This window comes from Microcoleus sp. FACHB-SPT15 (genome assembly GCF_014849525.1).
GTDB classification, from domain to species: Bacteria; Cyanobacteriota; Cyanobacteriia; order Cyanobacteriales; family Coleofasciculaceae; genus Symplocastrum; species Symplocastrum torsivum.
This window is the reverse complement of sequence record NZ_JACJNU010000006.1, coordinates 61,476-74,975: the sequence shown is the minus strand read 5'-3', so window position 1 is coordinate 74,975 and position 13,500 is coordinate 61,476. Positions and strand designations below refer to the sequence as shown.

Here is a 13,500-nt window from a genome sequence, read left to right as displayed (position 1 = left end):
AGCTTTTCTCCTTGACCTTTTACAAATAAGCTATGGCGTAAATTCAATACGCGATCGCTTACTTAGCTTGTTGCCACAGTTCCAGAATTTTGTCGGGTAAGAATCCGGCAACTTCCTGAATCCGTTCCTCCGATAGTTCATCTTTCGTTGCTGCAAAAACAGCTTTAATAACCGTTTCGGGTTCTACATCTTTCGGTAGACCCGACTCTTGACGAATCCGGAATAGGAATGTGTCTGATTTGATGATCAGAGGGGGTCGAACTCGACTCAAGAAACTGACAATGGGATTTGTATCCGTCCAAAGGTCTGCAATTTCGTTTTGCAGGGCTTTATCTTCTGTAGGTTCTGCTTGTGTGTGCAGTTCGCTTGCAACTCGGTCAGTCGCTTCGTTCGTCATCATGTCGCGCATGGTACGGAAGACAACCTCTGTGATGTCTCTGGCATCGAAGATATCTTCTAGATCTCCCTTCAACATCACTTTCTCTAAGAAAGGCATATCCTTTGTCGCAATTGGAACGACTGGCCCTTCCTCAAGCGCTTTGGGAGGATTTGCCTCCATCTTTTCCAGCATTTTGAGACCTTTTTCAGTCAGCTGGGCGCGTTTGAAGGTAATTAAGTGGGGCAGAGGGCCATCCGGTGCGCCAAAGCTATTGGCGATGCGAAAGTCTACTTCGTCTGAGTCAACGACGTTAGGAACATCTTCCTGGTTAGCATAGGCATTACCAGTGAACTCGGCATCGATAAACTGCTTTTGAGCTAAATAATCAAGGTGTCCTAGGATGTCGGATATTGAAAGGTCACGACCCGCAAAGTCTGTTTCTGTAAAACCAACTGGATGCTTTCCTTGTCCGTCACCTTCATGAATCTTTTTTAACATTATGTAAGCGACATCTTCTCTTAGACCAATCGGCATAATCTTCTCCTAAACAGGTTCAATTTCGCGATACAGTAATTACGGCTGGAGCAGTGGTGACTACGGTTATCTCGCAATTGACCCGCGTAGGCTACGGCTGCATCAGTGACCAACTTTCACTTCAGCTTGTAGCTGGATGTCGCTCTCTTGTTCCAGCCTCTTACTAGTACCTTAAGTACAATCGCCTACCTCTACATCTGTCACAGGAGGCAGATTAAAGGTAGAGTTGGCGACACTTTTTGATGTATTTTGCCGTTCGTTAGTCGTAATGGCTAAGTAAGAATTTCGGGTTTAGAGGCAGGTAAGGTGACGGTAAAGGTTGTACCTTGATTGAGAACGCTTTCGACCTGGATGTGACCATGGTGATTTTCGACAATCGCTTGTGCGATCGCTAAACCTAATCCAGAACCGGCTGCGGCTTCATGGGTTCTAGCCGGGTCTACTCGATAGAAGCGGTCGAAAATATGAGGTAAAGCTGATTCTGAGATGCCAGTGCCAGTATCACGCACTTGTACCCTTAGGAGAGATTGTGTATTTCGTGCCCCGACGCTGCTAGCACGTTCTATCTGTTGTAATTCCACTTGTACAGATGCCTCACTCGGTATCTCGGTAGAAGCAGGGGTGTATTGTAAGGCGTTACTCACCAAATTTGTAAATAAACGGGCAAGTTGATCCCAGTCTCCCTGAACTGTAAAAGCATCCTCTGTCGGAAACTCAGACGAATTTTCTTCTGTGATGGCAACAGAGGGTGTTTCAACAAAATGTAGTGATAGGCAAACACCCTTTTCAGCTGCGATTATCTGCTGTTCTTCAATAACCTCCATCAGTAAAGCATCAAGGGGGACGGGTTGCCATTGGGGTTGTAGCATTCCACTATCCGCACGAGCCAAAAACAGCAAGTCATTGACTAAACGTCCTAATCGCTGAGTCAAGCGTTCTATTACCATCAACTGCTGGCGTTGTAGCTGAGGTTCCCAATCTGGATCGGCAAGGGCAACCTGCACATTGGTTTGAATCATCGCGATCGGGTTTCTCAGTTCGTGGGAGGCATCCGCCGTAAACTGTTTGAGGCGTTGGTAGGAGTCCCGCACTGGCTTGATGGCGATGCCAGAAAGTAACCAACCGATCGCCGCCGTGGACATGATCATTACAGCGGTGCCTAGAGTGAGATCGAAAATCAACTGGCGAATCGGCTTAGTCACCTCAAACCAGGGATGACTCACGCGCAGATAGCCAAGGACATGACGCCCGATTTGTACCCGTTTTGTTACCTGCCGCAGCAGGTGATCTGTGTCTACTAAATAAACCGTTTCACCAGTGTAGCTAGGGTGTACGGGAATATCGAGTGGCTCCCATAACGTTGACCACAATAGCTCCCCGGTAGGGCTAAACCACTCTAAGTCAATGTGGTCATCTTCTACAGCCTCAGCATTGTCTCGAAAACTCGCTTCAACGTTAATGCGGTAGGGAATGTCAGAGGCTTGTACGGATTCAATAACAAGCGATCGCTCTACTACTTCTACAACGTGTTTGAGAGTGTCATCAACGCGCTCAATCAACGTGCTGCGGACATAGAGGTAGACACCTGTCGCAAACAGCAATAGTAGCACTGCTGTTACTGTTGTGTACCAAAGAGCAAGGCGTCGGCGAGTAGCTTGGAACATTCTAGGGCTGGATGATAAAGCGCCAGTTGAAAGGAGGGGAGAAGGGAAGTCTCAGTAGATTTTTGTATCTAAAATAACAAATTGGCTTTATATACAACCCTTCCTTCAGTGCAGGTAAGACACCTCCAAGGATGAAGCGCTAATTTTTTGGTTGCGCTTGAATATAAGAGAAGTGTTAAATGCCCGCTGGTCGGGGAGTTCACCGATAGAGAACTTTCTCATTCGCTAGGCACAGCAATAGTTAATCAGGTAAATAACAAAACCCTAGCTTAGCCCAGCAAGACTTTCCCTAAGTAGTGCTGATTTGAGCTAGTGAGCGCTTGGGCTTGAATACGCTACGACAGCAATCGGTGTAACTGATTGACTATCGCCGTTTCACTTCTAGTATCTACAAAATCTCACAATTATTTAGAAGGAACCATAGATGACAGTAGCCATAATTGTTCACGGTGGAGCCAAAACCATCTCAAACGACAAGGCTAAAGCCAATATTGATGGCTGCACAGCAGCATTAGAAGCGGGTTGGGCGATACTCCAGCGTGGCGGCAGCGCCAAAGATGCAGTTGAGGCAGCTATCCGCGTTCTTGAAGATGACCCAACCTTTAACGCCAGCCTGGGCGCGACTCTCGACACCGACGGCGAGGTGTACCTAGACGCGGCGATGATGGATGGCTCTAACTTAGGCTGGGGAGGAGTCGTAGCAGTTCAGGGCGTGTCTCATCCCATCTCTGTGGCGCGAAAGATTATGGATGACAAACCCAGACTGCTAGCCTCGGAGGGCGCAGAACGCTACGCCCGTGAGCATGGCTTCGAGATTTGTAAACCTAGGAACCTCATCACTTTGGAGCAACGGCAGCACTGGGAGAAGGAAGAGGCAGTTTTGGATCGCCCTGCCACAGTTGGCTGTGTCGCCCTGGATGAGAGTGGCACCCTGGTTGCTGGAACCTCGACTGGAGGCGTTGCCAATCAGCCACCTGGTCGCGTCGGTGACTCAGCGATAGTCGGTTGTGGCTTGTACGCTGACGGTAAAGTGGGCGCTTGCTCAACGACGGGTGATGGTGAGTCGATTATCCCAGTCGTCCTTGCTAAGACGGCTGTCGATTTGCTGGCTCAAGACAGACATCCAGACGAGGCAGCACAAATGGCGATCGAGACTCTCAAGCAGAAAGTTACCGGAGAGGCGGGGTGCATCCTCATAGACCCTCAGGGACGAGTTGGATGGGCGCATAACTCGCAGGGTATGGCTGTCGCCTATATGACTACAGAAATGGACAAGCCAGAGGTGTTTACTCGGAAAGAATCAAAACCTTATTCACAAAAGGAATAGTTAGGACTTACGCATCATTCATTATTTTGCCCCCAACCTCTAATTCAGGGAAAGCTGGAGCTTATTCCCCCAAATCGAGGAGTGTTAGGGGGCTGATGCCTAAATCCTGAAGTCTATTATTAGTGATTCGTGAAGCAAAGAATCCCGATGTCTCTAAAAAATCGGGGTTCTGAACCGTTGGCATCTCAGAACTAAAGTAGGTATTTTCTTCAAACCCACTTCAGCCTAAGCTGCAAGATCGAGTACAGAAGAATCCAATTGTGCGATCTTTTGGAGTTGCTCTTGCACGTCAAGAGGAAGCTCACTAAAGGCACTGCCATGCCATCCTCTCGTTTCTTGATATTGCAAGAGTCCGAAATAGGTTTCTCCTTTGTGGATGTGCCACCCAAAGTTGGCTGGAATTATTTCATATCCACCTAATATCTGGGTCAAGCAACTATTAATAGGAGCGAGGTTCTGTTGGAGTTCCATAGCTGTTATAAGTCCTTTATTTTTTAAAAGAAAACAGAATGTTTTGGCTTATAACTCTATACTATGCTTAGAAATAGCGTTCATTAACCTTCTTTAGAATCATTCGCTGACTGACTAAAGTAGGATATCATTTTAGAATCTTTTGTAAGAATAGATACTTAGCTATCAATTTGTGTATTTAACAATACTGTAATCTTTGAAATCGACTCTTTCCATAGATAGAGTAGCTAGAAAGTGAGAGTAGTAACTGTAAAACCTGAGATAGAATCAATAAGAACTAGCAATCGTACATCTAGCCTCGTAGCTTAGCTTTAAGAGGAAAACTAATGTTGGGTCAGACTACTACCCTCGCTAGAGGAAATGCGATCGCCTAAGAATTACGAAGCGTTTAACTGACTAATTGCAACCGTAAACAGAGAACGAGACATTGCGTATACATGGGGTTCTACACCTGAAAAAAGGTTGATGTCGTTCCCGTGTGACAGCTACATCGATAGTAGTGACGAAGCGCATTTCCGAGCTATAGATGTGAGTACCCCAGCGCAAATTCTATTTCGGCGGTTATGCCAGTTAAAGATTGGGTCTTACAGCTATGACTGGCTTGACTACCTAGAAAGAATATTTTTTAACGTTCAAGACTCAATACCCGATCGCCCAAGCCCCAAACAACTGCTTCCCGGCGTAATTAATTTGCGAACATATAATTGCTGATGGTCAACGACGCTAATTTGCGAAAAACGACATAATTGTGCAAAAAACGACGTTTATCTGCGAATCGCGACATATAATTTGCGAACATACAAAAAAACGAGCACGGAGGGATTTGAACCCCCGACCCTCAGAACCGGAATCTGATGCTCTATCCACTGAGCTACGTGCCCTTGCGTTTAGCGGCTTTGATAATACGCTATCACAATCTACAGTATAGCTTGAATCTGGTCAGGCGACTAGAATCACTAAAAAATTTTACGTTTCAATAAGCTTTCGTCTTGTCTATCTCTAAAGGCGTGTTTTTTTTAAGAAGAGGCGTGAACCGGAGCTAGTACATCCGGAGACAAATTCCCATACAGTTATTTTCCCTGTAGAGACGTTGTATATAACAGCTACACATAACGTAACTTACTTAAAAGCTTAAAAATCTTGCTTTCGACGGAACAGTTAAGTATGACTTCCGGCGGAATGCTTAGATTTTTCTAGACGTTATTGTGAGTATTAAGAGGAAGAAAATCAAGTTTATAATTAGCAAGCCTAGTCAATAGGGTACGGTTGTCATTGGATAACTACTGAAATACAGGGTTTAAGGTTTCTGTTAATCGTTTTTTAATGAGTTCTATTTAAAAAAATGCCTACTCTACAAAATCGCAATAATAATGACAAAACGGGAGAAGCTCCTAAAAATCGTTTTACTAACGGTCAAATAGCTACTCATGACTCTTACCCGAAACCAAAAAGCGATAACCCTACCCGTAAAGGTTACGGGACTTTTATAGTGGGTTTAGCTATTTCAGCGCTATTGGGTTTAGGGCTTGGTTATCTATACTTTCTCTATCAACAAAATCAAGCCGCTACTGGACAAGCGCTCAATCCATTAGGGGATAACACCTCTCAATCAACGGATGCAGCAACTGATGATTTAGAGAACTCAGGTGACCTAACTGCGATTAATCCTTCTGCCGCTCAGACAACTGCAACTCCCCTTCCAGCACCACAGTCTCTTAATCTCCAAGTCAACCATCCTAACGGTTCTGTGATGCAACTTAGAGGAATAACCTTTGCGGAAGATAGCAGTACAGTAGAACTGGCAGTTACTAATAATTCAAGAAATCCAATTAAGCTAAATGATAACCAGGATATGGTACTCAGAGATGATTTGGGTAATCAATACAACCTTGTACCAGCGCCAGAGAATCCAGAATTAGTAGTTCAACCCGGTACCACTCTGGATGGAGAGTTTGTGTTTTTGGGTCAAATCCCTCCGTCAGCATCATCGCTGACACTAACAACCAATGACAGATCTGGTGGAAACCAAGCGAACACTTCCAATCCTAAGATAGTAACTGCGAATATTCCGCTTCAAGGGCAGTAGCTTTTAGACGCTAATGAGACTTTAGATGAATGTCACTGACTTAAGAAAATTCATCACGACAGATCAACCCTTGCGCGGGGGGACTGGGGGAGACGCTTGTCCCCCAGTGGGGGGTTTGGGGGGCAACGTCCCCCAATCCGGGTTTTCCAACAAACGATGACTTTTCGCTTAAGTCAGTGCCATTCGACTTTAGATGGCAATCCTAACCCCCCCAGTGAAATCCTTGAGAGTGATTTCCTCTGTTAGGGGGTCACAATCTCATCAACAGAGGCATTCTGAACTCCTTTCAAAGCACACTAACTGTGCGGTAGGCAAAGTAGGCGACTACAAGACTACAAGTAACTGCTGGGGTCTACTGGGGCACCGTCTTTACGAACTTCAAAGTGGAGGTGGGGACCCGTCGATAACCCTGTTGAACCGACTGCTGCGATCGCTTGTCCTCGCTGCACAGATTGTCCTTCGCTCACATACAGCTTACTGGAATGACCATAAAGCGTACTGATGCTGCCGCCATGGTCAATTACTACCGTATAGCCATAACCACCATACCAACCTGCAAAAATTACAGTACCCCTATCTGCTGCTCGGATCGTACTGCCATAGCTAGCACCAAAATCTATACCAGAATGGAAGCGACTGTAGCCGAGAATTGGGTGACGCCGCCAACCAAAACTGCTGGTAATTGAAGCATCGCTGGGGTAAGTAAGCTGTCCTGTACCCAAAATTACCGGAGTGCGAAGCCTTGCCTTACCAGCAGCAACAATTCTTTGAATCAAAATACCAATACCCTTGGAATCTGCTTCTAACTGCTCTTGAGCTGCCTCTAGAGCTAGGCGATCGCTATTTAAGCGCGTAACCAATTCCTGCTGTGAGGCAAGCTGTGCTTCAAACTGTGCCTTCTGGGCGAGGAGTTGCTGAGTCAGTAGAGCAATTTGGTTTTTCTGTTGCTCTATTTCCTTTTTTTGCTGGTTAATGTGATCGGCTTGGCTTTTTAAACTCAGCAAGCTTTGTTGGTCAGCTTGATACACTAACTTGACTCGCCGCCGTTGGTCAATAAATTCGTTCAGGTTTTGGCTCTTGAGTAGGATATCCCAACCAAATCCCGTCACTCGTTGACGTTGAAGGAAACGCAAGCGAGCAATCGCTGCTGCCTGTTTTTGGTAATAGCCTTGTTCAGCTTTCGCAATATCAATTTGCAACATTTTGAGGCGCTTGTTTGCCTGTTCGATTTGAGAAGCGTAATCCTTGTATGCCGTGTCAGCCAACTGGATATCCTGTTGTATGCCACTTAGTTGCTCCTTAGCCGCTTTTGTCGCGGTTGAAAGGCGATCGCGTTCTTTTTCTACAGTCGATCGCTGCTGCTCAATTTGTTCCTGTATCTGCCGCAGGTTCTTAATTGAGCCATCTGTTGAGGTCGGTTCAGCCTGAACTGGGAGTACAAGGGTGAATGCCAAAAGCCAACAGAGTAGAAACAGTCTCAGCCCTCTCACTAGCTGAGTCAAAAAACCAAAAAGTGTCGCTCCCATCCCCTCAGGCTCAAAACCGCCAGCTCCTCAAATCATGATTATGCCCGATTTTCAGCAAAATACACACTTAATGACAGCCTAGGGGAAATTAGGGCAACTGATAAGCGGGTAGCGGCTGAAGATCAAAAGACTGTTGTTGATGGGCAATTAAAACGGCTATTGTTGAAAAGGCAAGGGACGCTAATATTGGCATCAACCATCTAATAAGCATAGTGTCTACCCAAACAAACTTGACTATATTACATCTCGGATTTACAGAATCGAGGTGAGGTGGGGTAGCCCCACTCCATAGGGCATATAGTAGATGTTCTAGCCTTGCCGTCGTCATCCTCGCAACCGTCACTCGTGTCATCACTGAATACATCAAATAGGTTTGGGGTGAGGAGTGATGCCCTTCTTTACAAGCCTCTTTCTAGCTCGGTATGCTCTCAAGCGAAACAAGTTCGATTACAAACCCTCTCACGCGAGAGGTACGCGAGAGGGTTTTCCTTTTTTTTGACAAAACTTTTCCAGCTTGTTAAAAGGTAGGCTAAGAGTGCAATAATTATTCGAGGATTGTATAAAAAATACTTCCTTCTTTTTCAGTTTATTGCCCATAGTTATTAGGATTTTTTAGTTGGTTAATTACTTTATTTGTATTGTTTAATCTTTGCTTATCTTTAAGTATATAATCAATCCGAAATATTCACAAACTATTCACACTGGCTGAGTAAGATTGGGATATAAATAAGGTTTTGAATTTTACACCCTCTCGTTTCCCGATTGTGAGGGTGTTTAAAATACTAATCGCTAGACTAATTGATTACCTCAAATGTACTTACTAAAACTAGCGCTCACGTTCACTACGGCAACATTATTGCTTAGCTGTACCTCTCAATTCCCAATTCCATTAGCTCGCTCAGAAGATACTTCAGCTTCCCTTCCCCCTCCACTAATTTCTAATTCTCTCAAAGCGGCAATAGAGGAACTGAGAGTAATGAAAATTAAAATTGAGGAGCCAGAAGGAATTAGTTTTAAAGAATATGGGGAAGATCTTGTAGATTTAGCGGATATTACTAAGAATGCTACTGGCGATCCCAAAGCCTTAGCCGCCACTAAATCAGCCGTGGAAGGACACCAACTCGCACTACAGTTCTGGCAATGCGATCGCGTTGATGGATATGAAGCACTCTACCAATGTCGAGACAAAGTACTTAAACGTGTATTCGTTAAATATCCAGATATTGCAGCACAAGCTAATGCCGCCGTTGCTGGGGAAAAGGTATCTTATATTAGTGCTGGATTAGAGAAAGACTCAGTGTTACAAGCCATTTGGCAAAAGGCAATTGCTGACACAGATGTAGCCGTTCAGATTGTTAACCCACCTCCTCTTCAAAAGAAGTGAGGTTTTATAGCTCCAAAGCCGTCAGCTATCAGCTATCAGCTTTTTTGTTTTTCTTGCTGTCTCTAAAGTTCACACCTCCTGCTGTACCTCATCTCTCCAGGAAACCACTATATCTGAGTAGCTGTTCTCTTTGAAATTGATTTAATTTCACGTAAGGGTGTAATCCACTTTAGCTGAATACGTTCTACTTACTTACTTTACTTTGGGTTAAATTCAAATAGAACTTAAGCCCGATTAAACGACGAATGAACATTGCTAGTTTAGGCTTTTTAGCTACAGAAAAATAGTTCTTTAACCACTCAGATGCTATTGATAGCGCTTGTAAGCCTATACTGAGTGAATTTTCCTTGTGTGCCAATAGGTAAATACTTGAGTAAAGAATCATTAAATTATCACATTGCGCTGGTGTGTAGGATTTATTTGTATGCAGCATGTATTGCTGATTGAGTTCAATTGCAGCGTGAATGCCTTGAAACCATTTTTCGAGATTAAAACTTTGGTTACGGCACTGGGGAGTTTCCATTCGATACAAGGCTCCCTTACTTGTCCCATAAACAACAGTAGATTGGCTAACTAACTTAAACCAGAAAGCAATATCTTCTGCTAAATATTGATCAAGTTGTTCTGGCCAATAACAATCAGGCAATAAAACTGAACGCTTGACTAAAGCGGCATGAACAGCCCAAGGAGCAAATGCGATCGCTTTATCTCGCAAAATCTGATTGGGTTGTCCAATTCCGATTGGTGCCTTAAGTATCCTCTCAGTTGGATTAGCATCAGTAAATTCCTGCCAGTGACAGGCAACAATCTCAGCTTCCGGATGAGCCTTTGCTGCTATTAACTGTTGTTCTAAATGGTCAGGTGCTAACAAATCATCAGCATCTAGAAACTGAATCCATTCTCCTTGAGCTAATGTGAGTCCATAATTACGAGCAGCCCCTGGCCCTTGTTTTGGCGACTGCAATAAGTGGATACGCGAATCTTGAAATTGCTGCGCTTTTTCCCAACTACCATCAGTTGAACCATTATCTACTATCAGCATCTCCCAGTCCGGGTAGGTTTGGGAGAGCATCGACGTAATCGTGTCGCCGATGTAGGGAGCCTTGTTATACAAGGGAGTAATGATAGAGACAGTGGGCATTACTTTTTACGGAGCCATAAGCTACCACAATGATGATAAGGCTCTTTCCAGTCCAACACTCCAGACCACAATCTAGCAACGTCTTGGGGATAGTCTACAGACAACCAGTGATTGGCTAAAACAACCTCAAATTTATGATTGTAGGCGAGAAACGCTTCCAGCATATATTGCTCATTCCAAGCTCTACGTTGCTCAATGAGCCATTTTGGTGGGTAGTCGTAGGGAAAGAAGATGTCATGAAAGTGAATCCAAACGCCGCTAGAAATGATAGGGAGAATATCTAGGATTTCCCGACAAACATCACTCCCAAACTTAACAGTATGAGTTGAATCAATAAAAAGAATATCGTCTGCACCTAACTGCTCAAAAACCTTCATATCTATAGTTTCAACTCGTCCAGGAATAAGTTGAATCTCAAGATTTGCCTCAGTTAGTTGTGGCTCAGGATAGGGTTCGATACATATAATTTTACCAGCCTTTCCCTCTTGTTGATTTTTGGCGATCGCTTTGGCTGCAATTTGAGTTGAATATCCACACCCGATTTCTATAATTGTTGAGGGTTTGACTTTCCTTAAAAGTGCATAGTAAATAGCTGCATCTAACTCAAAATAAAACTCATTAAAGAAATCGAACTTTGCATCAGAGGCTTGCTCATTAGCTAGTTCCTGAATTTCTGTACTGTAAATACTTAATTCTTTAACTAGGTCAATTTGAGCATCTAGATGCCAATCTATACAACTAGAAGAACGTCGTTGAAGAACCTGCTCATGAGTGATTTTTGAAAATTCTGGTAACGGTTCGTAGTAGTGAAATTTACGAATGGAGTACTCCCACTTATCTGCAAGAGTCGGATTTCTCTGGAACAACCAAAGAAATCGATTAACTATCCGAAAAGGCAACAGCTTCAGAATTGCTAGAAATAAATTATCTAGAATATTATTAACAAATTTAGGTAACATACTTAAATACTTTTTATTTTCAGCTAGCCGAGTAGGTAGGTTAGAGATAATAGCAGTACAGCGCTATCCTAAACTATTATCGTTACACTATTAAGCTCATTTATACTCTTTGCATACTTGATAAAGACCATCAACAAATTGCTGTTGAATTTTTACTGGATTGAACATTCCTTGTGCCATTACTAAAGCTTTATTGGCAAGGTGTGTTTGCTCCTCCGGTTGAGTTGCCAATTCTTGGATAGCTTTCACTAAGTCCTGCGCCAATGAAGATGTTACAACCAATGCTGATTGGTACTTGCGTCCCCAACGAACGGCTGAACAGTATTCAGGCCCCCAAATAATCACTGGCCTAGTGTATTGACAATATTCAACTAACTTAGAGGGAAAACTCGTTTCTGCCCAACGGCGATTTTTTGGGTCAAAAGATATTGTAACGAGTAAAGCACTAGCTGTCTTTAACTCATGCCTCAATAAATCTCTCGAAACCAGTCCACGATATGTGCCTTGTTCATTAAGCTGCTGTAGTTGAGACTCTGACCAATTTGGAGGACGACCGAATAATTTTAACTGTACTTCTTGAATGTCTTGTAATGCCGCAGACAAAGCTTGCAGCATTGGCGCATAGATCCCCGAAAGGCTACCTGCATAAACTAGGTTAAATGACTTTTCATCGGCGAGGATTATGGCTTTTTCTGCAATTGTCAATCGATCAGGAATAGGGTACAGGGTTTGTGCATTTTGGTGGTTACCTAATAGTTGTTGCATTTCCTCACTCACACAAAAAGCGATCGCACTTTGCTGGTATAGCTGCTTAAACCGACGTTCTAGAGATTTCTTTGCCCAAGCATGAATAGAAGCTAAGTCTGGCCACCAATCATGAAAAATTGTCGCTAATGGTAAATTAAATTCTTGGGACATCTTCTGGGCAGCAATCCAATGGATACCCTCAGCGACTGTGATGATTATGTCAGGTTGATAACTTTTTACATAATTACGAAGAGTCTTGTAGTGGAATAAAGGATCGAAGCACTGATAGATATCATGAATCCACATTGAAAGCCTTGTTTGTGTTAAGCGATTGAGAATTAGATTCGCTCTGATTTCTAAAAGATTTTCAGCCAGGATACCGTCTAAATCATCGGTTGCGATCGCTAGCTTCAGTTTAGACTGTGAAAAATGCCTATAAAGAATTACCTCGCCAGCAGTAGTATCTCGCGGTACAGCAGAAGAAATTAGTAAAATTTTCAAATCATTCATTGACTATTTAAAAATCAAGAACAACTTTCTTGATTTTCTTCATTAATTTTTACCCGAACAAATCCAAATAATCGTGCTATTTAGCAAACTACCGAACCAGGGCAAAGGCGTTAAAATCCTCCGCTCAATAGTTACTTTTTGCTGTAGCAATTTCTGGATTTTTCTATAGTCAAACCCCTTATGGCTCCTGAGCGGTTCATTTAATGAATGAGACGAGGGAAAGCTATTTGTGTCCCAGAGAACTGAGGCAGCAAATAACTCACTTAACTGGTAGCGCTCATAGCCATAGTTTCCCTTTCTGTTGGCAATGTAGCGTCCGACTTGCTTAAAAAAGAGTGATGGACCAATTTCAATCGGGACAGAAATCACTATTTTTGCCCCTGGTTTGCTGTAGCGCAACATCTGCTCTAAAACCTTGTCCGGTGCTCCAACGTGTTCTAGTGTTTCGGTGCAAATAATTAAATCGCAACTCTTAGGAGAGATTTTCTCTGATAGTTCGTGAGGCTGACAGAATTGAAAGCTAGCTATATCCGCAAACAAATCCTTGCAAGCTGATAGCATATCCCAATCGATATCAACGCCGACTCCTCGCTTAACCAAGTTCTGTTCATAAGCCATTTTCAAGAGCCAACCATCGCCGCAGCCATAGTCTAATGCCTGAGTATATTGAGTGCTACCAATTGCATCCAGAATGGTGCCGAAGCGGGAGCGATGCGCCAGACGAGTTAGGTGATTACCCTGCTGAAGTATACGTTGAGAGTAAGACATGGGG

Annotated in this window: 13 protein-coding genes and 1 tRNA gene; 4 read left to right on the top strand and 10 right to left on the bottom strand. The window is 43.7% G+C overall.

Annotated features, from left to right (window positions below; all coding sequences use genetic code 11):
- Positions 1–58: 58 nt before the first annotated feature.
- On the bottom strand, positions 59–913 hold the full coding sequence (locus H6F98_RS01595) for a DUF2267 domain-containing protein (RefSeq protein WP_192216925.1): 855 nt from the start codon (positions 911–913) through the stop codon (positions 59–61).
- Positions 914–1,185: 272 nt separating this feature from the next.
- Positions 1,186–2,577: a cell wall metabolism sensor histidine kinase WalK gene (locus tag H6F98_RS01590; RefSeq protein ID WP_192216924.1), complete on the bottom strand. Its 1,392-nt coding sequence runs from the start codon at positions 2,575–2,577 to the stop codon at positions 1,186–1,188.
- Between the two features lie 424 nt (positions 2,578–3,001).
- Between H6F98_RS01590 and H6F98_RS01585 the strand changes: the two genes are divergently transcribed.
- Complete coding sequence (locus H6F98_RS01585) at positions 3,002–3,904, top strand: isoaspartyl peptidase/L-asparaginase family protein (RefSeq protein WP_192216923.1); 903 nt, start codon at positions 3,002–3,004, stop codon at positions 3,902–3,904.
- Positions 3,905–4,129: 225 nt separating this feature from the next.
- Here the strand turns inward: H6F98_RS01585 and H6F98_RS01580 are convergent, their stop codons facing one another.
- Positions 4,130–4,375, bottom strand: a complete 246-nt coding sequence (locus tag H6F98_RS01580; RefSeq protein WP_192216922.1) for a hypothetical protein — start codon at positions 4,373–4,375, stop codon at positions 4,130–4,132.
- Between the two features lie 465 nt (positions 4,376–4,840).
- On the opposite strand from H6F98_RS01580, the gene H6F98_RS33060 reads away from it, so the two are divergent.
- Positions 4,841–5,086: a hypothetical protein gene (locus tag H6F98_RS33060; RefSeq protein WP_206759630.1), complete on the top strand. Its 246-nt coding sequence runs from the start codon at positions 4,841–4,843 to the stop codon at positions 5,084–5,086.
- A gap of 97 nt (positions 5,087–5,183) precedes the next feature.
- Here H6F98_RS33060 and H6F98_RS01575 read toward each other — a convergent pair.
- Positions 5,184–5,256 (bottom strand) — tRNA-Arg (locus H6F98_RS01575).
- 461 nt (positions 5,257–5,717) lie between these two features.
- On the opposite strand from H6F98_RS01575, the gene H6F98_RS01570 reads away from it, so the two are divergent.
- Positions 5,718–6,461 (top strand): hypothetical protein, encoded by a 744-nt coding sequence (locus H6F98_RS01570; protein ID WP_192216921.1) that lies wholly within the window; start codon positions 5,718–5,720, stop codon positions 6,459–6,461.
- 332 nt (positions 6,462–6,793) lie between these two features.
- On the opposite strand, the gene H6F98_RS01565 is transcribed toward H6F98_RS01570, so the two are convergent.
- The gene (locus H6F98_RS01565; RefSeq protein WP_242058267.1) at positions 6,794–7,915 is read right to left on the bottom strand and encodes a murein hydrolase activator EnvC; all 1,122 of its coding nucleotides are present in this window, start codon (positions 7,913–7,915) and stop codon (positions 6,794–6,796) included.
- A 160-nt stretch (positions 7,916–8,075) separates the two neighbouring features.
- The gene (locus H6F98_RS01560; protein WP_192216919.1) at positions 8,076–8,339 is read right to left on the bottom strand and encodes a hypothetical protein; all 264 of its coding nucleotides are present in this window, start codon (positions 8,337–8,339) and stop codon (positions 8,076–8,078) included.
- 624 nt (positions 8,340–8,963) lie between these two features.
- On the opposite strand from H6F98_RS01560, the gene H6F98_RS01555 reads away from it, so the two are divergent.
- Positions 8,964–9,371, top strand: coding sequence for a hypothetical protein (locus H6F98_RS01555; RefSeq protein ID WP_192216918.1), 408 nt, complete (start codon positions 8,964–8,966; stop codon positions 9,369–9,371).
- Between the two features lie 184 nt (positions 9,372–9,555).
- On the opposite strand, the gene H6F98_RS01550 is transcribed toward H6F98_RS01555, so the two are convergent.
- The 4 genes from H6F98_RS01550 to H6F98_RS01535 form a co-directional block, all read right to left on the bottom strand.
- A complete protein-coding gene (locus H6F98_RS01550) occupies positions 9,556–10,512 on the bottom strand; it encodes a glycosyltransferase family 2 protein (RefSeq protein WP_192216917.1) in 957 nt (318 codons plus the stop codon).
- Positions 10,512–11,471, bottom strand: a complete 960-nt coding sequence (locus H6F98_RS01545) for a class I SAM-dependent methyltransferase (protein ID WP_192216916.1) — start codon at positions 11,469–11,471, stop codon at positions 10,512–10,514. Before H6F98_RS01545 ends, H6F98_RS01550 begins: the two co-directional genes overlap by 1 nt.
- 96 nt (positions 11,472–11,567) lie before the next feature.
- Complete coding sequence (locus H6F98_RS01540; RefSeq protein WP_192216915.1) at positions 11,568–12,728, bottom strand: glycosyltransferase; 1,161 nt, start codon at positions 12,726–12,728, stop codon at positions 11,568–11,570.
- A gap of 42 nt (positions 12,729–12,770) precedes the next feature.
- A complete protein-coding gene (locus H6F98_RS01535; protein WP_192216914.1) occupies positions 12,771–13,496 on the bottom strand; it encodes a bifunctional 2-polyprenyl-6-hydroxyphenol methylase/3-demethylubiquinol 3-O-methyltransferase UbiG in 726 nt (241 codons plus the stop codon).
- Positions 13,497–13,500: the final 4 nt, after the last annotated feature.

What these genes read in the sequence shown, in the direction of transcription:
- H6F98_RS01595 (WP_192216925.1), bottom strand. Translation starts at nt 913, where the DNA reads ATGCCGATTGGTCTAAGAGAAGATGTCGCTTACATAATGTTAAAAAAG.
- H6F98_RS01590 (WP_192216924.1), bottom strand. Translation starts at nt 2,577, where the DNA reads ATGTTCCAAGCTACTCGCCGACGCCTTGCTCTTTGGTACACAACAGTA.
- H6F98_RS01585 (WP_192216923.1), top strand. Translation starts at nt 3,002, where the DNA reads ATGACAGTAGCCATAATTGTTCACGGTGGAGCCAAAACCATCTCAAAC.
- H6F98_RS01580 (WP_192216922.1), bottom strand. Translation starts at nt 4,375, where the DNA reads ATGGAACTCCAACAGAACCTCGCTCCTATTAATAGTTGCTTGACCCAG.
- H6F98_RS33060 (WP_206759630.1), top strand. Translation starts at nt 4,841, where the DNA reads ATGTCGTTCCCGTGTGACAGCTACATCGATAGTAGTGACGAAGCGCAT.
- H6F98_RS01570 (WP_192216921.1), top strand. Translation starts at nt 5,718, where the DNA reads ATGCCTACTCTACAAAATCGCAATAATAATGACAAAACGGGAGAAGCT.
- H6F98_RS01560 (WP_192216919.1), bottom strand. Translation starts at nt 8,339, where the DNA reads ATGACACGAGTGACGGTTGCGAGGATGACGACGGCAAGGCTAGAACAT.
- H6F98_RS01555 (WP_192216918.1), top strand. Translation starts at nt 8,964, where the DNA reads ATGAAAATTAAAATTGAGGAGCCAGAAGGAATTAGTTTTAAAGAATAT.
- H6F98_RS01550 (WP_192216917.1), bottom strand. Translation starts at nt 10,512, where the DNA reads ATGCCCACTGTCTCTATCATTACTCCCTTGTATAACAAGGCTCCCTAC.
- H6F98_RS01545 (WP_192216916.1), bottom strand. Translation starts at nt 11,471, where the DNA reads ATGTTACCTAAATTTGTTAATAATATTCTAGATAATTTATTTCTAGCA.
- H6F98_RS01540 (WP_192216915.1), bottom strand. Translation starts at nt 12,728, where the DNA reads ATGAATGATTTGAAAATTTTACTAATTTCTTCTGCTGTACCGCGAGAT.
- H6F98_RS01535 (WP_192216914.1), bottom strand. Translation starts at nt 13,496, where the DNA reads ATGTCTTACTCTCAACGTATACTTCAGCAGGGTAATCACCTAACTCGT.